Below are 22,797 nucleotides of genomic sequence, written 5' to 3'. Positions count from 1 at the left end.
TTAGTACCCGTTGTACCCGTTAAAATGCTTTTAGCATGTACATTTAAATAGTGAGTATTAATTAGTTATAAAATCTAAATTTCTTAAAATTATATACACTATTATTAATTAGTGGGTACTTCGGGTACTATCTTTTTTAAACCTTGATATTACAATGTTTATCGAGTACCCGTTTTCTATTTCTAAGTGGGTACTCAACGGGTACATGTGGTACTTTTAAAATTTTGAATGTGGATTGTGAGAATTTGAGAAATCAAACCCCATTTCTTTTATAACTTCATCTTTAATAGCAAAGCCTCTATGTTTTTTAGTCTCATGTCTAACCTGTATTTGTAAACGGTCTTTTTCTTTCTTAACTAAATAACCTTTTTTATCCCATTGTTTTGTTATAGTATGCATTTCATGGCCTAATATATCTTTCACTGTATCGCCTAAAATACATAAGTAACCACGTTTATATACTGCTTTAATCTCCCCATTTTTCACGTGACTATATCCGTCTCCAGTTATATTATTTCGGTGAGCGTCTAAATATTGCAGCATATCCTCAAGCATTTGTTTAGGTTTATCTATCGTTTTATTATTCTTCAACATATTTTCATATGCTTGGTTAATAATCTTGTAGTAGTCATGTTCAAAGCCATCAATATCATTAAGAATTTCACCAGTAAGCTGTAATAATGCAAAGCACTTTCCAATACGTTGTATTACTTCGTTGATACCTTTTTCATTAAAGTATCTTAAATAACTTTCAAAGCTTTCTTTATATTCATCTTTTTTTGATTGATACTGTTTAATAAATTCAATTCCTAGCGTTCCATAATTTTCTCTAAATTCATGATCTAATGAGATAAAATCAAAATTATCTGGGTAAGGTTGTTCTTCTAAAGTAACGACACGAGCTGACACCCCTGCTTTATCTTCTGCCATATTCGTAATTGAGGCCTCACCAGTAGAAAGCATGATATTTTTCCATTCTTTCTTTTCATCAATAGTTAAATTCTTATTACTTCGGCTTTTACTTTCACCACTTGAATAATTGTAGACTGCATTAGCTATAAAATTAGGTGATATATTACGTGTATCATCTTTAAACATTGGAAAAGAGTTCAAAAATGCAGCCATAGCCTCAATGCTATTTCTAGTAGAACTCCATGTAGTTGTGAGGTCAGTAGTCCCCCACACGCTAGCTACTAGATTTAAAGTGAATGTTTTACCTGTTGAAGTACTTCCAGCAAGTTCAACAATAAATGGCATAATATCAAATTCATAAAGCAATACCGAACCTAGTGAGGCATATAACATCACCATAACCATAGGTAAATCTTTAATTTTTATAAATACTTTTTTTGAGTAATCTTCGATTGTCCCTTTAGATTTAAATGAATTGACTAGTTTTTGAAAACCTTTATCATTATTAAAAAACTTGATATTTTTATGTTCCATTTCATCTTTATAAGGATAAATAAAGTAATCTTTTACATGCCCTAATCGAGTTGCTACCTTTATATTGATAGGTGGACTATATCGCTTAGATTGATTGATATAATCAACTAATTTTGATGAAGTGTTTGAAGTTACATCTAGTTTTCTATTTGCTAGTTTAAGGAGTTGTCTATTATCTGTGATTTCTTCGGCAGTAACATTTAAATTTACTGGTATTCTATTATCAAAAAAGTGCATGTTATAACTCACTTCACCATTTTCAATATTTTCATACCTAGTATTGATTTCTGGAATAGTAGTAGTGATAAATCTTTCTTTATCTGGTTCACCATCTTTTCTACTTGGGATAATTTGATAAAGTGCTGCACCATAACTATTAGGTTTCACTTTGTAACCATCTGGAATAAGATTGGGAGTATATGTCTTTTTATTCATATTCTCTTTAATTTCGTTCATAATTTCATCATTAGTAAAGTTCATAGAAAACTCCTCTCTAGTTGTTATAGTGTTTTTTCATAATTGAATAGAAAGTAGCATTTATCTCACGTTCATTCATTGGTGGTGTGCATGATTGCCCCCACATCTGAGCGAAAGAATAAATAATGTGTTCATTTACTCTACGTTGAAATAAGTGACCTAAAATACTTGCTAGTGAAGAATTACGCCCGCCTTCACTAACGCCAAATGCTTTTTCTTCCCAATGACTTGCGTCACGTCTTTTAAAGTTTCGATTAGAATTTTCTTCGCTAGAAATATCAAATAATTTAGCCCAATTTTTTAGTGTTGATTTATCTAAAATTGCAGCGTCATTATATTGAAATTCAAAAGGACTTTCATTACTTTTTCTGACCGGTAACGCCATAGCCCTAGATGGTTGATAACTGCCCTCATCAATTTTGCACGCAATTTTTTGTGCTAATGTTCTCACATATGCACGATATTCATTTGCACTTATACGCTTACTCAGTGGCACATACAAGCGTATTCTAGGACTTTCATTTGTGTGTCTGAATGTTGTATGCCAAAACCATGCAAACCCTTCTAATTCACTTTTAATTGACTTGTGTAGCATGTTCAAATCATCTTCGTCATCATAATCAAGTACAAGTACATCTCTATAAAGTACATTGTCATTATTTCTATATTTTCGATATTCATTACCTTCATCATCTACACCATCAGCAACATCACCATATACTGCTGTTCCTCTAGCGTACTTATTTCCATTATTTTGTGGAATGGATAAACGACTAATTAATTCACTCCAATTAGGTTGAGAGAAGTTTTTGAATGAAGTTGATTTTTCGTTTCCATACCAAACCACACTCACTTGAGTATCATTTTCTAATTGAATTACGCTCAATTTTATACCTCCATGTATTAAAACAAGAGCAAAGATGTTATAATACAAATGGAGTATTTTCTTATTGCTCTTGTATTTAATAAATATTTTAATTTATGCGTTATCTGATTCTGTCGGCAAACTTACATCAGATGCGCATTTTTCTATTTCATGAAACTTTTTAAGAATATCGTCAAATTCATTAAGGTATAGACCTAATAAATCTAAATGTTGCGTGTTATGAATAGCGTGTTCTCTGTACTTTAAACCATGTTCCAAAACTTGTTCTTTTGTTAAAGGATGACCACTTGCATTTTTGAAATATTCTTCGTCAAACCAAAAATGTGTAGTTTTTAGATCTTCAATTTTCTCTTTAACTATTTCTAAATCACTAAATAAATCTCTAATTTCCCAATTCATTATTCAACGTCCTCCAATCTTTCAACAAAAACTGTCATTTCTTCAATAGCTAATTTTAGGTCTTCCACATCATCCTTAGTAATGAACTTATGAATATTAGAATCTTCATAATTAATAGGGAAGTCCATCAAGGTTTCTGTTGCTGAAATTAAGTTTTGATATTCTCTATAATCGATTAGGATTCTATCTATTTCTTTATTGCTTAATTGTGGGTATTGTTTTTTAATAATTGATGCTTCTCTATCATGGCGTTTCTGTAATAATTTAGAGATTTTATTAGTATGTTTCTTATCTTCAAAAATTTTGTCGTTTCTCATTTTCTTTTCCATATTTTTGTAATCTTCTCTAGTTAAATTTTTCATTTTTTCATTTTCCTCTCTGAATTTAATTTGTTTGTTTAATTCTTGTTTATTGTTCATCTGGTTGAACCTCCACGTTTTCATAATTTAATAGTGCAATTATGCTACCTAATAAATAAATAGCAAACGCTACATGTACACCTAATAACCAACCACTTATGAATGAGATTATTGAAAGAACCAATATATTAAATGTAAATTTCATCATGTTTTACACCTCCAATTAAAGCCAACCTTTATGACGTTTGCTTAAATATTCTTTAAAGCCATCAATAGAGATAACTGTCATAGTAGGTGATAAACTGTAATATAAATCTTCTACACCTTTATCATCCTTTTCATATTCTTTTAGAATACGATAGACAGAACTATACGAAATTCCGAATAGTTTAGCGATAGCATTAGGTTTTGCCATGATTGGTTTTACTATCACTTGTTTAGGTTCAGTCACTACATTTTCTTTTGTTGGTAAATCTTGCAACTTTGTTCTAGACATTATTTAACCTCCTTAACTTCAAATTCAAAAATATCTTGAATTTCAACACCTAATGCATTAGCTACATCTTTTGCTTTTTGAGGACTTAAACCTTTCTTTCTAGTTACTACTGAACTCATATAAGTTCTAGAAATATTAACCTTATCTGAAAATTCTTTTATGGAATATCCGTTTAAGAATATTTCATTTTTTAACAAATTTTCCTTAGCTTTCACAAAATCACCTCTTAATCAAATTTAAATATTAAACTTAATTACAGACTATATAAATTAGTTATAAAGTCTTTTGATTAAGTTGTATTTATAATTTAACTTAAGTTAAGTCTAAAGTCAATAACTATTTAACTTAAGAATTTAAAAATGCTATAATCTATGTATAAATTAAAAAGAAAGGTGGTTTTTACTTAATGTATGATTTAGGGAAGTTTTTGAAGAATGAACGCTTAAACAAAAAGAAATCTGTAAAAGAAACAGCAGAAGAACTTAAAGTTAGTAGTTCTTATATATCAATGGTCGAAAACAACAAAACCTTTCCAAATAGCGATTACTTATATAACCTATCTTCTTATCTTTATGGTGGAGAAGAAACATATGACATATTAGTAGCAGAAAAATACATAATGTATTGTTTGGTAGGCGGAATAAAAGTACAACCTTATCCATTCGTTAAATTTTTATTAACAGAGCGAGGTATGTTTGAAAATAATTCAATGGTAGCAAAACCGTACTATTCATTGAACTGGCTATTAAATCAGCATAACTCACCCATTACTTTTGGATTTAAAAATGATAACCATTTTTCATTTGGCCTCGAAGAAATAGAGCCGATATCTGACTTCAATTTTTTTAACGGAGAACCTAAAGCTTTCATACAGTTAGATTCAAAAGACAAAAAATTTATATATGAACTTATAGAAAGTTACCTTAAAACTAAATATTCAAGTCTTATTGAGAATAGATTAAACCCAATTAAAAATGATGTTGATCTTATAATTGAAAAACTATTTGAAGATACTGATAATTCAAATATAGCTACACCTATTTTTACAATAGATGAATTAACTAAAACCAATAAACAAATTAATGTATTACACATAAGAAAAAATTGGAAAGTAGTTAATTACACTGATTTAGATTTCTTAATAACAAAAAAATCATTATTAGGAATCAAACCACAAAGTAATACAAGCAAGGAATATGTAAAAATTGGTGAAATAGAATTTGATGAGACAAAAAACAACCTAACTAACTTTTTAATAAAATTTCCGGATAACTATCAAATAGATATAAAAAAAGAGAATAAAGAAATAATTTTTGAATATAAAAAGTAGGGATAAAAATGTGGCATGAGAAATACAATAAACTTTAAATGAATTTATCAAGGTGGTGGTTCTATCGAACAACATCTAATACACCATAAAAAAAATGAATATAAAAGGTAATAAATTTTGGGAGTTGCATATAAAATGAAAAAAGTTTTTATATTATTATTGAGTAGTTTATTAGTTTTAGCTGCATGTGGTAAGAATTATGAAATCAGCGATATTACAAATAAATTTAAAAAAGAAGGTTTAAGTGTAGAAAATTTACGAAAAATGGAACGTGAGGATTTTGGTATGGCACCAATGAAAACTGAAAATGCTAAAATATTCACTGTTTCAGATGGTAAGAATGCACGTATCTTAAAATTTAAAAATGAAGATGACCTAAAAGAAATGAAAAAGTATTATGAAGAATTAGGTAAATCAAGTGCAGCGTTCTATTCTCATGTATACACTAAAGATAAATTTTTAATTCAAATGAATGGAGATATTGACGATCATGTATTTGAGAAATATAAAAAAGCTATGAATGAGGCATTAGATTAATTCAGGGTAGTTATCTACCCTTATTAAATCAAAGGAGAATACATATGAAAAAGATGTTCGGCGTATTACTAACCAGCACATTAATATTAGGTGCATGCAGCACTCAAGATGATGCTTCTAAGAAAGATGAAGATACCAAATCAGGCATGAAGTCAAATGATCCTAATAAAGATAAAAGTAAGGAAAATAAAAAAGATAACGATAAAAGGAAATCTGAGGACAAGTCTCAAAAAGACGATAAGAATACAAATGAAGATAATGAAAAAGAGAGCACTCAAGATAATTCATCTAATAACGAACAACAGTCTAGCGAACAACAACAAACCAACGAACAACCTACTCAACAAACTCAGACTAATCAAAAGGCTCAATCTAATCAAACTAGTGATGTTAATTCAACGCAACAAAAAACATATAATAAACAACAATATAATGGCCAAAGTAATCAACAATCACAATCTAATCAATCCAATCAGCGACAAGATCCAAACACACCTAGCTATGAACAGTATCAAAGACAAAAAGCATTCTCTGAAGATTATGCTCGAAACCCAGATAAGTATCAACATATTGGAGGAGGTCCGGGAATGTTCGTTGAACCTGGACAATCATATGATGACTACAAGCAATCTGTAATACAAGGTTATAAAAATACTACTGCACAATAATGTTATGAATTTCTCAAATAAAAAAGGAGATTTTATTATGGAAATTTTAAACTATAAAATAAATTATGAATATGGTAGTGATTTATATACTGTTACCGCAAAAACAAATAAAGGGAGAACTTTTACTTATACATTTTCAGAAAATCATACTTTAAAAGAAATTAGATATACATTAGAAGAAATTGCTAAACAATTAGATACATAGTTCTAAAAGTAATTTCTTATCAACTGTAATCATTTAAAAGGAGATTGTTATGCTAATATTTATCATAGTTTTATTTTTGATAAGCATCATATTATATGTACTAAGTTTCTTTTTAGCACAAAACGAGGGTTTGTATTATAAGAATAATTGTAGGACTATCTCGGCGCTTATATTAGCCATCGGGGTGCTATGTTTGATGGGATATCTTATAAATTATATATCTTCAAACTATTTAGGAGTGTAATATAGCATTACAATATTTGAATAACTATACTTGAACCATTAAGCGTTTATGAATTGGACCATTTTAATTAGCATCATCTTAATGGCTCTAAATATTCGGGAGGCATAAAAAGTGATTATCGTTATAAGCTGTCTTATGATTTTATGGTGCATATGCTTAATATTGTTCTTATATAACGTTTATATATTTATAAAAACAGATGGTAGCACCATTACAAAAACTTATTCTATCTGGAGTATATTGTATGGTATATGTATAATAATCATCTTAATAATGCTATATAACTTTAAATAGAAGACAAAAATTTTATAAAGGAGAATATATTTGAGAATTTTAAATTGCAAAATAAAACTAAATAAAATTACTTATGAAGTTGAAACTAATAACAATAACTATTTTAAACATTCTTTACCGAAAGATATAAATACTTATCAAGTAAGAAAAATACTTAGAAATATCGCTGACGAATTAGATGGAGTATAGTACTTAAATACACATCTTCCTAATCAATTAGAACTTAATTTTATAGAACAAATACTTAATACTAGGGTATCTTCACGTACTTTTTAAAATTTTTGGAGGTGATCATATGTGGCATGAGAAATTTACTAATAAACATGGTGAAACTAAATATCGCTATTATGAGAAGTATAAAGACCCACTCACAAATAAATGGCGACGTACTAGCGTTGTGCTTAATAAGAATGGTAAGCAATCACAGAAAGAGGCTCAGAAACGCTTAAATGAGCGTATAAAGGCTAAGTTAAATGATAAGACACCTACTAACCTAAAAACGTTAACTTTTCATGCTGCATGTGATGAGTGGTTTGAGCGTTATAAGCTAACATCTGGATCTAAACAGTCCACCATTACCACTAAAAGCTATAAAGTGGCTCACATCAAAAGAAACATAGACAAAGATATTCTTGTTGAAAATATGAATGCTGATGTTATACAAGATTTAATTAACTCCTCGTTAAAAGATGGACTAAGTCATAAATTAGTTAAAGATGATTTAAGTATCATCAAAAATATACTCCGTTACGCTCAAAAGAAATATCACATCACTGATATATCATACATAGACGATGTTGTAATGCCTAAAAAAGCGACTACAAGAGAAGAAGTTAAAGCTAAACGTGAAAATTATTTAGAAATGGCTGAAGTTCTGGCTATCGTTGAAGAATTAAATCGTATAGCGAATAAAAAGCGTGCTAGCTATATGAAAAGGTCATACTTGTTTACTGCTTACATAGTTGAATTTCAAGTATTAAATGGTATGCGTATTGGCGAACTCCTAGCAATTCAACCTGATAATATTGATTTTGAAAATAAGAAGCTTGTTATTGACGGCACTATACACTGGCGCAAAGATGGTAACAAAGTAGGTTTCAAAGATACCACAAAAACAGCGTCATCTTATCGTACTATATCTTTAACTACTAGAAGTTGTGACATTTTACGTAGGGTTATGTTAGAAAATAAGAAAGCTGTTCAATGGGAAATTATGTATGTGGATAGGGGCTTTATATTCACAAGTCATAGAGGCAACCCTTTACCTCTTACATCAATTAATAGGAACATACAAATAGCTGCTCAAAATATAGGAATAGAAAAGCATGTGACAAGTCACACCATGCGTCATAGCCATATCTCATTACTATCGCAATTAGGTGTTTCACTGCGTGCGATTATGGAACGTGTAGGTCATACAGACCATAAAACCACATTACAGATATATAGTCATGTTACTGAGCAAATGGATAAAGATATGATGAATAAATTGGAGAAGATAAGGAGTTAAAAACTATGTATAAAAAATCCTAAAACCACTGATGATTATCTCTTCTTTTATACATAAATTCAAAAACTTCCACATTATGCCCTTTATATGCCCTTTTTCGAATTTACGAATTACAAAAACAACCCTCTAACCATTGTGGTTAAAGGGTTTTATAATTCATATATTCTATTCCCACTCTATAGTGCTTGGTGGCTTAGAAGTGATGTCATAGACTACGCGGTTAACGTGATCTACTTCATTTACGATACGAATTGAGATTTTTTGTAGGACTTCCCAATCAATGCGGGCGAAGTCACTTGTCATACCGTCAATAGATGTAACTGCACGAATACCTACAGTATGATCATACGTACGATAGTCTCCCATAACACCTACAGATTGAATGCCAGGAAGTACTGTGAAATATTGCCAAATGTCTCTCTCAAGACCTTCCTCACGCACAACTTCACGTAAAATCGCATCTGATTCTCGTACGATTTCTAATTTATCTTCAGTAATTTCACCTAATACACGGATACCTAAACCTGGACCTGGGAAAGGCTGTCTCCACACTAAATGTTCAGGAATGCCTAATTCTATACCTAATGCACGCACTTCATCTTTAAATAACGTGTTAATCGGCTCAATAAGTTCAAATTCCATATCTTCAGGTAATCCACCTACGTTATGGTGAGATTTGATAGTTTGTGCTGTTTTAGTACCTGATTCGATGACGTCAGTGTAAAGCGTACCTTGTGCTAAGAAATCAACGTCAGTTAATTTTGCCGCTTCATCATCAAACACATATACAAATTCATTACCAATAATTTTACGTTTTTGTTCTGGATCAGATACACCTTTTAATTTATCCATGAAACGTTCCTGTGCGTTCACACGAATAATATTCATATCGAAACCTTCACCAAATTGTTCCATAACCATGTCACCTTCGCCTTTACGAAGCAAACCATGGTCAACAAAGATACATGTCAGTTGATCGCCAATCGCTTTATGTAATAAGACAGCTACAACTGATGAGTCTACGCCCCCACTCATCGCACATAATACTTTGCGATCTCCAACGCGTTTACGGATTTTTTCAACTTCGATATCGATAAAGTTTTCCATTGTCCATTCGCCTGTGCATTCACACACACGGCGTACGAAGTTTCTTAATAAATCATTACCATATTCTGTATGACGTACTTCTGGATGGAATTGGACACCGTAAATACGACGCTTCTTATCTTCAATTGCCGCATAATTTGTACTTGGACTATCTGCAATCACTTCAAATCCGTCTGGAATTTCAATTACTTTATCAGAATGACTCATCCATACAGTTTGTTCAGCTGGTAACCCAAAGAATAACTCATCTGATTTTGCATTAATAATTGCTTTACCATACTCACGTTCATTAGCGCGCTCAACTTTTCCGCCTAAAAGTTTAGTCGTCAACTGCATACCATAACAAATACCTAGTACAGGAATGCCTAAATTATAAATTTCAGGGTCGATAGTGAATGAACCTTCCTCATATACTGAATTCGGACCACCTGAAAGAATAATACCTTTAGGATTCATACGTTTAATTTCATCAACCGAAATTTCATGATCATGTAATTCACTGTATACGCCCATTTCACGAATACGACGCGTAATCAATTGATTGTACTGACTACCAAAGTCTAAGACAAGAATCAACTCTTGCTCTTGAGCCATTTCCATAATTGTGAATCTCCTTTTAATTGAATTTTATGTAAATAATAGAGAGACACTTCCCACAATGCATTGCTTTTAGATTCTTCTTAAAAGTGAACAACCTCTATGACAATCACATTTAAAATGAAAAGTGCTCCCCATTCTTTCTAACAAATTGACTTCATCACACTTGATTTAAATTAAAATGAATAGTTTGGTGATTCTTTTGTAATTTGTACGTTATGTGGATGGCTTTCTGCTAAACCAGCAGGGCCCATACGTGTGAATTGTGCTTCCTCACGTAGTGTTTTTAAATCAGGTGAACCTGTATAACCCATACCAGCTCTTACGCCACCCATAAGTTGATAAATTGTATCTTGTAAAGGACCTTTATATGCAGTACGTCCTTCAATACCTTCAGGGACAAATTTTCTAGGCGTTTTGTCTTCTTGGAAGTAACGGTCGTTTGACCCTTTTTCCATAGCGCCTAAAGAACCCATACCACGGTAAACTTTATATTGTCTGCCTTGGAATACTTCAGTTGCGCCTGGGCTTTCTTCAGTACCAGCTAATAAGCTTCCTAACATTACTGCATGTCCACCAGCAGCTAATGCTTTAATAATGTCACCAGAGAATTTAATACCACCATCCGCTATGATTGCTTTACCAAATTTACGAGCTTCAGTAGCACAATCATAAATCGCAGTAATTTGAGGCACACCTACACCAGCTACGACACGTGTTGTACAAATTGATCCTGGTCCAATACCAACTTTAACGACGTCTGCACCAGCTTCAAACAAAGCACGTGTAGCTTCAGCAGTGGCTACGTTACCAGCTACGATTGTAATCTCTGGATATTTTTCTTTCATTTTTTTAACTTCTTGAATAACGCCACTAGAGTGACCATGTGCTGTATCGATAATTAATGCATCTACGCCAGCTTCGACTAATTTTTGAGCACGAATTTCTGTATCTTTAGATGTACCGATAGCTGCAGCAGCTAGTAAACGTCCATGCGCATCTTTCGCTGCATGAGGGAATTCCAGCACTTTTTCAATATCTTTAATTGTAATTAAACCTTCTAAACGACCATTTTCAACTAAAGGTAGTTTTTCAATTTTGTGTTCTTGAAGAATTGTTTCGGCTTCATCTAATGTAGTGCCTACAGGAGCTGTAATTAAATTTTCTTTAGTCATAACGTCAGAAATTTTGATTGAAAAGTCTTCAATAAAACGTAAATCACGATTAGTTAGAATACCTACTAGCTCTCTTGACTCTTTATCACTAACAATTGGTACACCTGAAATACGATATTTACCCATTAAAGCTTCTGCTTCATACACACTTTCGTCTGGGGTTAAGTAGAATGGATTTGTAATTACACCGTTTTCTGAGCGTTTAACTTTTTGAACTTCTTCAGCTTGCTCTTCGATGCCCATATTCTTATGAATGACACCTAGACCACCTTGACGTGCCATTGCGATTGCCATTTTAGACTCGGTTACTGTATCCATACCAGCTGATATAACTGGAATATTTAATTTAATTCGTTCAGATAATTCAACACTAAGATCCGCATCACTAGGTAACACATCTGATGCAGCTGGAATTAATAAAACATCGTCAAACGTTAAAGATTCTTTAGCAAACTTATTTTCCCACATTGATAATACAGCCTCCATTTTTTATATAGTTATTTCTATTATTTCACATTTTCTTCGCTTTGTTTATACTTTAGACCATTAAAAAAGAAATTAAGAATAATTGCTGAAATAGCACCAAGTACAATGCCATTTTGAGTTAGCCAAGCAAATTGCTCACCTAACGCTTTAAATGCTTGAGGTACTGCACTAATGCCTGTACCTAAACCTACGGATACTGCAATAATTAGTAAATTATTTTGATTTTTAAAATCAATATGTCCTAAAATGCTAACACCATAAGCCATAACCATACCAAACATTGCAATCATTGCACCGCCTAATACAGGTAATGGGATGATATTAGCTAATGCACCTAATTTAGGAATACAACCACATATTAAAAGTAAAATAACCATGCCGTAAATGACATTGTTTTTCTTAGCACCTGATAAAGATACTAATCCAACATTTTGAGAGTATGCCGTATAAGGAAATGAGTTAAAAATTGATCCTAATACAATAGCAAGACCTTCCGCAGTGTAACCTTTACGAAAATCTTTTCTTTCCAACTTTTTACCAGTAATTTCACTTAGTGCATGATATACACCTGTCGATTCTATTAAACTTACGATGGCTACAATCGTAAATACAAGTATCGCACCTAAATCAAAACCAAAACCAGAAAAACGAAATGGTTGAGGTATTCCTAACCAATGGGCTTCTCCCACTTGCTTAACATCTACTAAGCCAAGCACATTTGCCAATATTGTACCTGCAACTAGTCCGATTAAAATCGCAATGGATTTTAAGAACCCCTTCGTAAATCTTTGCAAAATAAGAATAATGACTAAAGTAGCGCCTCCTAAAATTAAATTTTTAGGATTTCCATAGTCTTTAGCACCTTCTCCACCAGCTAAATAATTCATTGCTACTGGCATTAAATTAATTCCTATAATTGTAACCACACTTCCAGTTACGACAGGTGGAAAGAATTTAACTAAATAAGAGAAGAATGGTGCAATAATAACAACTAAAATACCTGATACAAATAATGAACCATATAGCACATCCAAGCCCTTCGTTTGACCGATTAAAATCATAGGTGCTACCGCAGTAAATGTACATCCTAGTACAATGGGTAATCCTGTACCTGTCACTTTGTTAGCTTGTAAAAATGTTGCTACACCACACATAAAAACATCCACTGTGACTAAATACGCAATTTGTTCCGGCGTAAATTTAAGACTGGTACCAACAATAATTGGTACTAATATCGCTCCGGCATACATTGCTAATAAGTGTTGTAAACTTAAAATGAACGTCTTCATTCATTTTCACCTAGTAGTGTCACTTGGTTTCCTTTTAATGAAGCCACTTTACATAATGAAGAAACGTTTAAACCTGCCTCTTCTAATCTTTGTCTACCATCTTGGAAACTCTTTTCAACAACAATACCAATACCAACCGTTTTAGCTTTAGCTTGTTGCGCAATATCATATAACCCAAGTGAAGCATCACCATTGGCTAAGAAATCATCAATAATTAAAACCGTATCATTCTCATTTAGAAATTCTTCCGAAACAATAACCGTACTTGTTTTATTCTTTGTAAAAGAATGAATATCGGTACTATAAAAGCCATCTTTCAACGTACTTGGTTTCGCCTTTTTAGCAAATAAACAAGGAACATCAAAATGTAAAGATGCCATAATAGCTGGAGCAATGCCTGAAGCCTCGATTGTCAAGATCTTTGTGACACCTTTATCTTTAAATTGCTCATAAAATGTTTTGCCTACTTCATGCATCAATTTTGCATCGATTTGATGATTTAAAAAACCATCCACTTTCAATATTTTTTCATCAATTACTACGCCATCTTCTTTGACTTTCTGTCTAAGCGATTCCACGTCAAAACCTCCTAAATTTGTATACAAAAAAAGCCTCAAACTTTGCGAAAAAGTTTCAGGATCCATGAGCGTACAGGCAATACATAGTATTTTTGAAATTTCAAGAAGCCGTATATTTAAATGTATTCTTCTTCAAACACTTTATAATTTTAAATTTGTTTTACCTCATAGGATGAAGTGGGTAAATATACAACCTCCAAAGCTAAACAACTTTTATATAGTATTCTAGATAGCTATTTAAATAAAACTTGCTCTTTTATGTATTGAGTCTGAACTCATAGTCATGTCGTTTGTGGCAACATGGTAGAAACTTCTAAAGCCATATTCTTTAGATTATATGAGTGATATAAATTATTTAACGATAATAGCAAACTTTTGCTTTATTTTCAATATGATAGAAATTGTTACAAGCCCTTTCATAATAATATTTTCAAGTGTAAGCGTTTAACTAAATATTGTTCATCACTATTTGTAAACCATTATTAATTAATTATATAATAACTATAGTTGAGTTTTATAAATATTCTTAAGGGTATATTTTTATTAAAAGTAGGACGAAAAGATGGAGGGCGATTAATATGGCAGATTTTACCGTATTAGACAAGCAAGATGAGATTTATAACGTTATTGATAAGAAAAAAGCTGAAGGATACTCAGAAAATGAATTGGTCGTTGTAAGTAAAAGTAAATTACATTTAGATGATTTACATGATTCTCAAGTTACTTTAATTGCTACAAGTGGTTCTTTTAGTGACCGTATGTCTAAATTATTAACTGGTGAGGATGGCGAAGAAGCCGTTTTAGCTCGTTATGAATTATCTGAAGAGCAAACAGAAAAATACAAAAAAGATATTTTAGATGGTAAATTTTTAGTAATTGCCAATAAAGATAACTCTTCACACGACGAAGTTGAGGAAAACAACTCAGCTTATGAAGAAATTGATATTACACATTATGCAAATGAATCTAAAGGTCCTAAATCATAATCAATATTCATTTTAAACTTTGAGACCGTGAAATGAACGTAGTTTTAAGTTCATTTTACGGTTTTTTTCAATCTCAATATCTTTTTAACAATGACGTCAAAATGTTTAAATATGCTATACTTAAACAAACAATCGTGGGGGTGACATAATGAATTTTCACGTAATTCAATCAATAAAAGATGAATATTATGACAAGGCAATCACTTTTTATAATCAACAATTAGATGTGAATTTCTATGAAGATAGCTATATTATTGAAAGATCCTTGAAAAATAATAAGACCGAAAATGATTACGCATTTCTTGTGGGCATACAAGATGATGAGATTATTAGTTTAGCAACGGCACATTATGAAGCAACAACAAATTCGGCATTTTTAATACATTTAATCGCCAATGGTACACCCGATTATGAAGATGTCCTAATTAATACACTTCAAGAAATAGAACATCAATTAAATCAACTTTCTAATAAAGTTCATTCTCGTGATATTAATTTTGTAATGGTGGAAGTTCCTAAGACGGATCATCCATTAAAAGACATCAATCAACAAGCTTTAACTCAACGCCAACAATTATTATTATCAAACGGCTTTGAACGACAAAGTGAAATTGATTATATACATCCTAACTATTCAAAAGTTGACTCGCCTTTTAAAGTAGACTTATTCATTAAATCAAATATAGAATTAACAAAAGATATCTACCCAGCAAGTGTTAAATCAAATTACATTTTAAAATATGTGTTTGCTAACGGCATTTCTCGAGATATTATTTATCCTTTATTAGTCAAAATGAATTTACGCCTACCCCATTAGGAACACTTGAAATGAGCGATATAAAGGGTTAAACTAATATTTGAGGTTAGACTGACGTTTCACTGACAGAAGACAAACGTCAGTGTACATAAATCAAAGAACGAAAGGACTTTCAGCTATGTTAACCAAAGAATTCGCTCAGCGTGTCGAACTAAGTGAAAAACAAGTCCGTAAGATAGTCCAACACTTAGAAGAACGTGGCTATCAACTTAGTAAGACAGAATATCGTGGCCGTGAAGCTACTGACTTTAAAGAAGAAGATATCGAACTTTTCCAAGATATCGCTGAAAAAGTAAAACAAACGAATAGCTATGATTTAGCTTTTGAAGAGCTTGAAAAAGAAAAAGACTTCTTACAAGTGATTGTCAAAGAAGATAATGAGCAACTACCTGCTGATCAAGGTGCTACACAATTGGTAGAAGAATTACGCACAGAAATTCAAAAAATGCGTGAAGAACGTCAAATGCTCGGTCAAATGATTAGCCAAGTTCACCAACAACAAACGGAATTAAAAGAACTTCAAAATCAAATCACTGAAAAATTAGATACTCACAATCAATCATTATTAGCTATTCAAAATTCACAAGAAGCCATCCAAACAGCTCAAAAAGAGCAATCTGAATACACTAAAAATAATTTAGTTAAAGAAATTAATGATAATAATCAACAATCTATCGATACATTAAAAGAAGATATTAAAACGCAATCTTCTCTTAATAGACCTAATGATGAGAAGAAAGGTTTCTTTGCGAGATTATTTAATTTATAAAAATTTCAATTATTTAATGATTGGTAACAGGGCCTATTTGTCGCAATACTAACTCTTTATTTAAAGGTGAGACAATGAATTCATTTTGAATTCATTGTCTCACCTTTTTTCGTTTCTATATTAATATGATTAATAATTTAAATCTTTAAATTATTTTAATTCAATTAACTATTGTGTGTTTTCAAAAACTTATAATTTACGCTTTTTATTTCAAGCTATTGAAATATAAAATAAATAGTATTATCCTTATTAAGTATGTCGGAATTAGAATATTCAAAGGAGACTAATTATGGGGACTTTTTTTACAGTTATTAATATTGTCGTTATGATATTGTTTTTAATTGGGTTATTCATAATGGCTAAAAAGCACGTCTCATTCCCTAAAAGAGTATTTACCGCATTAGGGTTGGGAATTGTGTTTGGTATAGCGTTACATCTTATTTATGGAGTGAACTCCAAAGTACTTGAAACAACTACTGACTGGTTTAGTATTGTGGGAGACGGCTATGTGGCTTTGTTACAAATGATTGTAATGCCACTTATATTCATTTCAATTGTGTCAGCATTCAGTAAAATACAAATTGGTGATAAATTCGCTAAAATTGGTACTTATATTTTTATGTTTTTAATTGGTACTGTAGCTATTGCTGCTATAGTAGGGATTTTTTATGCCATTGTATTTGGACTTGATGCCTCAAGCATTGATTTAGGTAGTGCAGAAAACTCAAGAGGAAGCGAAATTAGTAGCCAAGCTAAAGATCTGACTGCTAATACGTTACCACAGCAAATTCTTGAATTATTACCTAGCAATCCATTCTTAGATTTCACTGGTCAGAGAACAACTTCTACAATTGCAGTGGTTATCTTTGCAATCTTTGTAGGATTTGCATATTTACGTGTTGCTCGCAAACAACCAGAAAGTGGTAGTTTGTTAAAACGCAGTATCGATGCTATATACGCATTAGTAATGTCTATCGTTACATTCGTTTTAAGACTAACACCATATGGTATCATCGCGATTATGGCATCTACAATCGCTACGAGTGATTTTCAAGCGATATGGACATTAGGTAAATTTATGATTGCATCTTATGCAGCATTAATCACAATGTACATTATCCATTTAATATTATTAGCAGTAATGGGAATCAATCCAGTGCGTTACGTTAAGAAAACTTTAGAAGTGCTTATATTTGCATTTACTTCTCGCTCAAGCGCTGGTGCATTACCTTTAAACATTCAAACTCAAACACAACGATTAGGTGTACCAGATGGTATCGCTAATTTCTCAGCATCATTCGGCTTATCAATAGGTCAAAATGGTTGTGCGGGTATTTATCCTGCTATGTTAGCCATTATGGTAGCACCAGTTGCAAATGTAGATATTGATTTACCATTTATTCTTACATTAATTGGCGTTGTTATAATCAGTTCATTTGGTGTAGCTGGTGTCGGCGGTGGTGCAACTTTCGCATCTATCCTAGTATTATCAACTTTAAATCTACCAGTTGCACTTGCAGGGGTACTTATTTCAATAGAACCAATTATTGATATGGGACGTACTGCCCTTAATGTTAATGATTCAATATTAGCAGGTACTGGAACTGCAAAACTTACAGGTAATATGGATGAAGATAAATTCAATTCAAATGAATATGGAGATTTATCAACAAATTAATATTAAAAAAAAGCGTAGCTAAAACATTACAATGTTTATTTCGAACAATTGTAACCATTAGCTACGCTTTATTTATTAATAGCTTATTTTTTCATTAATCCAGATTTATTTAGCTCTTCCAACATATCTAAACGTGTTTTACCACTTAAGAACCCAGCAACTTGTTGTGACCATGTTTCTTGACGTTTTCCATTCGTACGTTCTTTATAATACTCACTGATTTTCTCATCATATTTCTGAATAGCTTCTCTTTGTTCTTTAGCATTGCTATTATAAACGTTTTTATGGAATACATGCTCAAACGGTAAACGTGGCTTAGGTGCACCATTTTCATCATCTGCTGGCTCGCCAACAGCCATTCCAAATAATGGAAAAGCATATTCAGGTAAATCTAAAATTTCTTTGACACGCGCAACATCATTTCGTAGTGAACCTAAGTAAACAATACCATAGCCCATATCCTCAGCAGCTAAAGCAACATTTTCAGAAACTAATGCCACATCAATAGCCCCTACCAATAATCCTTCTGCCGATTCAAAAGACGTTTGCATATCAAAGTCTACATTTTCATTTATTAAATTATGACGATAATAATCTAAAACAAATACAAATAAATAGCCATTATCGACAACATATGGCTGTCCTGATACTTCTTTCAATTGTTTTTTAATTTCAGGATCATCTACACCTATAATTGAGTATGTTTGTAAGTAACTTGACGTGGATGCGCTTTGCCCTGCTTCTACTAACTTTTGAACTGTTTCATCACTTAGTGATTTATCTTTAAATTGTCTCACTGAGTGGTGTTTTTTCATCAAATCGTAAACATAGTCTGACATGGTATCTACTCCTTCAAGTTTATTTATTACATCGTAACAATTTATATTTCATTTTGCTTTTATAAAGGTTTAACTATCTTCCGTAAAACATTTGCATGATAATAATTTTATAGTTATCATAATAGTAACAATTTTCAGATATTTAAGGAGAGATATCATGAGTCAAGCAAACAAAGAAGTATCAAACGCCTTATTTCAAGCATACATTTCAAAAGAACCTATCGAATTTGTAAGCAAAACATATAATCTAACTGAACCAGAAGCTTACAAAACACAAGATGATCTTATCCATCAAATTCAAGCCGAGAAGAATGTACCTATTAAAGGTTATAAAGTTAGTATGACGAGTGCTGCAACTCAAGCAATTGCTAACACTAATGAACCAGCATACGGTACTATTTTATCTCATCAAGTCGTAGAAAACGGTCATGGTGTGTCTCTTACAACGTTATTTGCACCACTATTGGAGCCTGAAATTATTTTCGAATTAACTGCGGATTTACCTGAAGATGCTGATACACAAACGATATTAGAAAGCGTAAAAGTCGCACCAGGCATCGAAATTCCCGATGCACGTTATAAAGATTGGTTCCCAAATTTCACTTTAGGTGATTTAATTTCTGATAATACAGCTACTGGACTTATTGTGGTTGGTGAACGTATCACACCTCTTGATTACGAGGCATTTGCTGATATTAATTTAAAGTTATTCAAGGATGATAACCAAATTGAAACGGGTCACTCTAGTGAAGTGCTTGGCAATCCAATTGAATCAGTAAAATGGTTAAACAAAAAATTACATTCTCATGGTAAATCATTAAAAAGAGGACAATTTATTTCTTCTGGAACCTTCATTTCTCCTTTAAATTTAGAAGAAGGTACTTATACTGCTGAATATGATAGAGTAGGATCTGTCACAGTTAAAGTGATTGATTAACTGACTATTTAAGCTATAAAGAACTAACCCATACATTAGCCATTGTTGAACGGGATATGAAATCTTCATAATTAATGTTGATTTCTATTCCGTTTTTTTAATTATTCATATTATTTAATATCAAAAACATATGTTTAGTTGAGAATGGAAAAGGTTAATTGATATTCAGAAGCGCTTTTAAAATAACATTTCCAAAATAAACACTAAAACTTTAACACATATTTACTTTCTCAACATATGATTCAAAAAACCTATTTGAACAATGTTAAATCAACATTTCAATGGTTATAAGTGCATTAAGTTGACGAATAAGAAATAGCATGTAATAATAATATTTAAGAAATTAGAATTATTATAAACAAGCAATAATTATTATGTAGTTCTAATTAATATCCATGATAATCAGGAGGAATTTAAGTTATGTCATTAATCAATAAAGAAATTCTACCATTCACAGCGCAAGCTTATGATCCTAAAAAAGACGAATTCAAAGAAGTAAGCCAAGATGATTTAAAAGGTTCTTGGAGCGTAGTATGTTTCTACCCAGCTGACTTCTCATTCGTATGCCCAACTGAATTAGAAGATTTACAAAACCAATATGATAAATTACAAGACTTAGGTGTAAATGTATTCTCAGTATCAACTGATACTCATTTCGTACACAAAGCTTGGCATGATCATTCAGATGCAATCAGTAAAATCCAATATCAAATGATCGGTGACCCTTCTCAAACAATCACTCGTAATTTTGATGTATTAGATGAAGAAGCTGGTTTAGCTCAACGTGGTACTTTCATCATTGATCCAGACGGCGTTGTTCAAGCAGCTGAAATTAATGCAGATGGTATTGGTCGTGACGCAAGCACATTAGTAAATAAAATCAAAGCCGCTCAATATGTACGTCAACATCCAGGTGAAGTATGCCCAGCTAAATGGGAAGAAGGTTCTGAATCATTACAACCAGGATTAGACTTAGTAGGTAAAATTTAAGGAGGCATTAAAGAATGCTTAATGCTGATTTAAAACAACAATTACAACAACTTTTAGGACTAATGGAAGGCGATGTAGAATTCAGAGCTAGTATCGGTTCTGACGACAAATCTAAAGAACTTAAAGAACTTTTAGATGAAATCGCTGAAATGTCTGAACATATAACAATCGTAGAAAAAGAATTAAAACGTACACCAAGCTTCTCAGTCAGCAAACCTGATGAAGAAGCTGGCGTAACGTTTGCCGGAATTCCATTAGGTCATGAATTTAATTCACTTGTATTAGCAATTTTACAAGTAAGTGGTCGTGCACCTAAAGAGAAACAATCAATTATTGATCAAATTAAAGGTTTAGAAGGTAAATACAACTTTGAAACCTACGTTAGTTTGACATGTCAAAAATGCCCTGACGTTGTTCAAGCATTAAATCTAATGAGTGTTGTTAACCCTAACATCACTCATACAATGATTGATGGTTCTGTATTCCGTGAAGAATCAGAAGATATCATGGCTGTCCCAGCTGTATTCTTAGATGGTGAAGAATTTGGCAATGGACGTATGACTATTTCAGATATCTTAACTAAATTAGGCAGTACGCAAGATGCTTCTGAATTTGAAGGTAAAGATCCATACGATGTTTTAATCATCGGTGGTGGTCCAGCTAGTGGTAGTGCCGCAATTTATACGGCTCGTAAAGGACTACGTACAGGTATTATAGCTGACCGTATTGGTGGTCAAGTTAATGATACTGCTGGCATCGAAAACTTTATCACTGTAAAAGAAACAACAGGTTCTCAATTCTCAGCTAATTTAGCTGCTCATATTGAAGAATATGATATTGATACAATGACAGGCATCCGTGCTACTAATATCGAGAAGACAGACCAAGCTATTCGTGTAACACTTGAAAATAATGCAGTTTTAGAAACTAAAACCGCTATTATTTCAACAGGTGCAAGCTGGCGTAAACTTAACATTCCTGGTGAAGATCGCTTAATCAATAAAGGTGTTGCTTTCTGTCCTCACTGTGATGGTCCTTTATTTGAAAACAAAGACGTTGCAGTTATCGGCGGAGGAAACTCTGGTGTTGAAGCTGCTATCGACTTAGCAGGAATTGTTAAACATGTTACTTTATTTGAATATTCATCAGAACTTAAAGCAGACACTGTATTACAAGATCGTTTACGTTCACTATCAAACGTAGATATTCACACTAATGCACGAACTGCTGAAGTATTAGGTGAAGATCATGTAACTGGTATCAGTTATGAAGATTTAAATTCTGGCGAAATGAAAGAATTAAGTTTAGATGGTATCTTCGTTCAAATCGGACTAGTTCCAAACACAAGTTGGATTGGTGATGCAGTAGAACTAAATAACCGTGGCGAAGTTGTTATTGACCGTAATAACAACACAAACGTTCCAGGTATATTTGCTGCTGGTGACGTTACCGATCAGAAAAATAAACAAATTATTATTTCTATGGGTGCAGGTGCCAATGCGGCATTAAATGCATTTGATTATATCATTAGAAATTAATTACTATTTAAGGATAGTTGTAAGGTCTTTATGACCTTGCTTCTTATCCCTACAAACCACTTAACCTATCAAATATCTTCATATATAGCAGAGACCCATGTAAGGGTCTCTGTTTTTTGTGTGACTTTCATATTATCTATGTTAATCTACGCTTATACAG

The 22,797-nt window shown here is 32.1% G+C and carries 23 protein-coding genes, 1 pseudogene and 1 riboswitch; of the genes and pseudogenes, 12 read left to right on the top strand and 12 right to left on the bottom strand.

The annotated features are described in order from the left end of the window. Positions 1-216: 216 nt before the first annotated feature. The 7 genes from F1592_RS07915 to F1592_RS07890 all read right to left on the bottom strand — a co-directional run bounded on the left by F1592_RS07915 (position 217) and on the right by F1592_RS07890 (position 4,278). Positions 217-1,926, bottom strand: a complete 1,710-nt coding sequence (locus F1592_RS07915; RefSeq protein WP_149809612.1) for a DUF927 domain-containing protein — start codon at positions 1,924-1,926, stop codon at positions 217-219. A gap of 13 nt (positions 1,927-1,939) precedes the next feature. Next, positions 1,940-2,809 (bottom strand): primase alpha helix C-terminal domain-containing protein, encoded by an 870-nt coding sequence (locus F1592_RS07910; protein WP_149809613.1) that lies wholly within the window; start codon positions 2,807-2,809, stop codon positions 1,940-1,942. A gap of 93 nt (positions 2,810-2,902) precedes the next feature. Continuing rightward, the gene (tscT, locus tag F1592_RS07905) at positions 2,903-3,208 is read right to left on the bottom strand and encodes a type II toxin-antitoxin system toxin TscT (RefSeq protein ID WP_149809614.1); all 306 of its coding nucleotides are present in this window, start codon (positions 3,206-3,208) and stop codon (positions 2,903-2,905) included. After that, positions 3,208-3,627: a pathogenicity island protein gene (locus F1592_RS07900; protein ID WP_149809615.1), complete on the bottom strand. Its 420-nt coding sequence runs from the start codon at positions 3,625-3,627 to the stop codon at positions 3,208-3,210. The genes tscT and F1592_RS07900 overlap by 1 nt, the downstream gene beginning before the upstream one ends. Continuing rightward, a complete protein-coding gene (locus F1592_RS13625; RefSeq protein ID WP_188294683.1) occupies positions 3,617-3,775 on the bottom strand; it encodes a hypothetical protein in 159 nt (52 codons plus the stop codon). The genes F1592_RS07900 and F1592_RS13625 overlap by 11 nt, the downstream gene beginning before the upstream one ends. Positions 3,776-3,790: 15 nt before the next feature. Continuing rightward, on the bottom strand, positions 3,791-4,063 hold the full coding sequence (locus tag F1592_RS07895) for a helix-turn-helix domain-containing protein (RefSeq protein WP_149809616.1): 273 nt from the start codon (positions 4,061-4,063) through the stop codon (positions 3,791-3,793). Beyond that, positions 4,063-4,278, bottom strand: coding sequence for a helix-turn-helix transcriptional regulator (locus F1592_RS07890; RefSeq protein WP_047210623.1), 216 nt, complete (start codon positions 4,276-4,278; stop codon positions 4,063-4,065). Before F1592_RS07890 ends, F1592_RS07895 begins: the two co-directional genes overlap by 1 nt. Positions 4,279-4,469: 191 nt before the next feature. Between F1592_RS07890 and F1592_RS07885 the strand changes: the two genes are divergently transcribed. The 5 genes from F1592_RS07885 to F1592_RS07865 all read left to right on the top strand — a co-directional run bounded on the left by F1592_RS07885 (position 4,470) and on the right by F1592_RS07865 (position 8,851). Then, on the top strand, positions 4,470-5,393 hold the full coding sequence (locus F1592_RS07885; RefSeq protein ID WP_149809617.1) for a helix-turn-helix domain-containing protein: 924 nt from the start codon (positions 4,470-4,472) through the stop codon (positions 5,391-5,393). Between the two features lie 135 nt (positions 5,394-5,528). Further along, on the top strand, positions 5,529-5,930 hold the full coding sequence (locus F1592_RS07880; RefSeq protein ID WP_002454928.1) for a hypothetical protein: 402 nt from the start codon (positions 5,529-5,531) through the stop codon (positions 5,928-5,930). 44 nt (positions 5,931-5,974) lie between these two features. Next, positions 5,975-6,598: a hypothetical protein gene (locus tag F1592_RS07875; protein ID WP_149809618.1), complete on the top strand. Its 624-nt coding sequence runs from the start codon at positions 5,975-5,977 to the stop codon at positions 6,596-6,598. 37 nt (positions 6,599-6,635) lie between these two features. Beyond that, positions 6,636-6,803, top strand: a complete 168-nt coding sequence (locus F1592_RS13620) for a hypothetical protein (protein WP_188294682.1) — start codon at positions 6,636-6,638, stop codon at positions 6,801-6,803. 833 nt (positions 6,804-7,636) lie between these two features. Then, a complete protein-coding gene (locus F1592_RS07865; RefSeq protein ID WP_059748453.1) occupies positions 7,637-8,851 on the top strand; it encodes a tyrosine-type recombinase/integrase in 1,215 nt (404 codons plus the stop codon). Between the two features lie 165 nt (positions 8,852-9,016). Here F1592_RS07865 and guaA read toward each other — a convergent pair whose 3' ends face one another. The 4 genes from guaA to xpt form a co-directional block, all read right to left on the bottom strand. Next, complete coding sequence (gene guaA, locus F1592_RS07860) at positions 9,017-10,558, bottom strand: glutamine-hydrolyzing GMP synthase (RefSeq protein ID WP_053016873.1); 1,542 nt, start codon at positions 10,556-10,558, stop codon at positions 9,017-9,019. 173 nt (positions 10,559-10,731) lie between these two features. Further along, on the bottom strand, positions 10,732-12,198 hold the full coding sequence (gene guaB, locus F1592_RS07855; protein ID WP_037538509.1) for an IMP dehydrogenase: 1,467 nt from the start codon (positions 12,196-12,198) through the stop codon (positions 10,732-10,734). A 38-nt stretch (positions 12,199-12,236) separates the two neighbouring features. Then, the gene (gene pbuX, locus F1592_RS07850; RefSeq protein ID WP_016931192.1) at positions 12,237-13,505 is read right to left on the bottom strand and encodes a xanthine permease PbuX; all 1,269 of its coding nucleotides are present in this window, start codon (positions 13,503-13,505) and stop codon (positions 12,237-12,239) included. Continuing rightward, complete coding sequence (gene xpt / locus F1592_RS07845) at positions 13,502-14,083, bottom strand: xanthine phosphoribosyltransferase (RefSeq protein ID WP_011276831.1); 582 nt, start codon at positions 14,081-14,083, stop codon at positions 13,502-13,504. Before xpt ends, pbuX begins: the two co-directional genes overlap by 4 nt. 258 nt (positions 14,084-14,341) lie before the next feature. After that, positions 14,342-14,444, bottom strand: a riboswitch (purine riboswitch). A 217-nt stretch (positions 14,445-14,661) separates the two neighbouring features. Here xpt and F1592_RS07840 point away from each other — a divergent pair. The 4 genes and pseudogenes from F1592_RS07840 (at position 14,662) to F1592_RS07825 (ending at position 18,333) form a co-directional block, all read left to right on the top strand. Next, positions 14,662-15,069: a general stress protein gene (locus tag F1592_RS07840; protein ID WP_037538514.1), complete on the top strand. Its 408-nt coding sequence runs from the start codon at positions 14,662-14,664 to the stop codon at positions 15,067-15,069. Positions 15,070-15,217: 148 nt separating this feature from the next. Beyond that, positions 15,218-15,886, top strand: coding sequence for a hypothetical protein (locus F1592_RS07835; protein ID WP_053016874.1), 669 nt, complete (start codon positions 15,218-15,220; stop codon positions 15,884-15,886). A 118-nt stretch (positions 15,887-16,004) separates the two neighbouring features. After that, positions 16,005-16,503: pseudogene (locus tag F1592_RS07830) on the top strand (DNA-binding protein); the annotation flags it as partial. A 441-nt stretch (positions 16,504-16,944) separates the two neighbouring features. Then, positions 16,945-18,333 (top strand): L-cystine transporter, encoded by a 1,389-nt coding sequence (locus F1592_RS07825; protein ID WP_149809619.1) that lies wholly within the window; start codon positions 16,945-16,947, stop codon positions 18,331-18,333. A gap of 83 nt (positions 18,334-18,416) precedes the next feature. Here F1592_RS07825 and nfsA read toward each other — a convergent pair whose 3' ends face one another. After that, complete coding sequence (gene nfsA / locus F1592_RS07820; RefSeq protein WP_053016876.1) at positions 18,417-19,172, bottom strand: oxygen-insensitive NADPH nitroreductase; 756 nt, start codon at positions 19,170-19,172, stop codon at positions 18,417-18,419. Positions 19,173-19,329: 157 nt separating this feature from the next. Between nfsA and F1592_RS07815 the strand changes: the two genes are divergently transcribed. The 3 genes from F1592_RS07815 to ahpF all read left to right on the top strand — a co-directional run bounded on the left by F1592_RS07815 (position 19,330) and on the right by ahpF (position 22,637). Further along, on the top strand, positions 19,330-20,109 hold the full coding sequence (locus F1592_RS07815; protein WP_053016877.1) for a 2-keto-4-pentenoate hydratase: 780 nt from the start codon (positions 19,330-19,332) through the stop codon (positions 20,107-20,109). 420 nt (positions 20,110-20,529) lie between these two features. Next, the gene (gene ahpC / locus F1592_RS07810; protein ID WP_037538531.1) at positions 20,530-21,099 is read left to right on the top strand and encodes an alkyl hydroperoxide reductase subunit C; all 570 of its coding nucleotides are present in this window, start codon (positions 20,530-20,532) and stop codon (positions 21,097-21,099) included. A 14-nt stretch (positions 21,100-21,113) separates the two neighbouring features. Next, positions 21,114-22,637 (top strand): alkyl hydroperoxide reductase subunit F, encoded by a 1,524-nt coding sequence (gene ahpF, locus F1592_RS07805; RefSeq protein WP_016931188.1) that lies wholly within the window; start codon positions 21,114-21,116, stop codon positions 22,635-22,637. Positions 22,638-22,797 lie beyond the last annotated feature (160 nt).

It is taken from the genome of Staphylococcus sp. GDX7P312P (genome assembly GCF_008385775.1).
Lineage (GTDB): Bacteria > Bacillota > Bacilli > Staphylococcales > Staphylococcaceae > Staphylococcus > Staphylococcus haemolyticus.
The sequence above is the reverse complement of the archived record's forward strand: the minus strand, read 5'-3'. Positions and strand labels throughout refer to the sequence as shown.

What these genes read in the sequence shown, in the direction of transcription:
- F1592_RS07915 (WP_149809612.1), bottom strand. Translation starts at nt 1,926, where the DNA reads ATGAACTTTACTAATGATGAAATTATGAACGAAATTAAAGAGAATATG.
- tscT (WP_149809614.1), bottom strand. Translation starts at nt 3,208, where the DNA reads ATGAATTGGGAAATTAGAGATTTATTTAGTGATTTAGAAATAGTTAAA.
- F1592_RS07900 (WP_149809615.1), bottom strand. Translation starts at nt 3,627, where the DNA reads ATGAACAATAAACAAGAATTAAACAAACAAATTAAATTCAGAGAGGAA.
- F1592_RS13625 (WP_188294683.1), bottom strand. Translation starts at nt 3,775, where the DNA reads ATGATGAAATTTACATTTAATATATTGGTTCTTTCAATAATCTCATTC.
- F1592_RS07895 (WP_149809616.1), bottom strand. Translation starts at nt 4,063, where the DNA reads ATGTCTAGAACAAAGTTGCAAGATTTACCAACAAAAGAAAATGTAGTG.
- F1592_RS07885 (WP_149809617.1), top strand. Translation starts at nt 4,470, where the DNA reads ATGTATGATTTAGGGAAGTTTTTGAAGAATGAACGCTTAAACAAAAAG.
- F1592_RS07880 (WP_002454928.1), top strand. Translation starts at nt 5,529, where the DNA reads ATGAAAAAAGTTTTTATATTATTATTGAGTAGTTTATTAGTTTTAGCT.
- F1592_RS07875 (WP_149809618.1), top strand. Translation starts at nt 5,975, where the DNA reads ATGAAAAAGATGTTCGGCGTATTACTAACCAGCACATTAATATTAGGT.
- F1592_RS13620 (WP_188294682.1), top strand. Translation starts at nt 6,636, where the DNA reads ATGGAAATTTTAAACTATAAAATAAATTATGAATATGGTAGTGATTTA.
- F1592_RS07865 (WP_059748453.1), top strand. Translation starts at nt 7,637, where the DNA reads ATGTGGCATGAGAAATTTACTAATAAACATGGTGAAACTAAATATCGC.
- guaA (WP_053016873.1), bottom strand. Translation starts at nt 10,558, where the DNA reads ATGGAAATGGCTCAAGAGCAAGAGTTGATTCTTGTCTTAGACTTTGGT.
- guaB (WP_037538509.1), bottom strand. Translation starts at nt 12,198, where the DNA reads ATGTGGGAAAATAAGTTTGCTAAAGAATCTTTAACGTTTGACGATGTT.
- pbuX (WP_016931192.1), bottom strand. Translation starts at nt 13,505, where the DNA reads ATGAAGACGTTCATTTTAAGTTTACAACACTTATTAGCAATGTATGCC.
- F1592_RS07840 (WP_037538514.1), top strand. Translation starts at nt 14,662, where the DNA reads ATGGCAGATTTTACCGTATTAGACAAGCAAGATGAGATTTATAACGTT.
- F1592_RS07835 (WP_053016874.1), top strand. Translation starts at nt 15,218, where the DNA reads ATGAATTTTCACGTAATTCAATCAATAAAAGATGAATATTATGACAAG.
- F1592_RS07825 (WP_149809619.1), top strand. Translation starts at nt 16,945, where the DNA reads ATGGGGACTTTTTTTACAGTTATTAATATTGTCGTTATGATATTGTTT.
- nfsA (WP_053016876.1), bottom strand. Translation starts at nt 19,172, where the DNA reads ATGTCAGACTATGTTTACGATTTGATGAAAAAACACCACTCAGTGAGA.
- F1592_RS07815 (WP_053016877.1), top strand. Translation starts at nt 19,330, where the DNA reads ATGAGTCAAGCAAACAAAGAAGTATCAAACGCCTTATTTCAAGCATAC.
- ahpC (WP_037538531.1), top strand. Translation starts at nt 20,530, where the DNA reads ATGTCATTAATCAATAAAGAAATTCTACCATTCACAGCGCAAGCTTAT.
- ahpF (WP_016931188.1), top strand. Translation starts at nt 21,114, where the DNA reads ATGCTTAATGCTGATTTAAAACAACAATTACAACAACTTTTAGGACTA.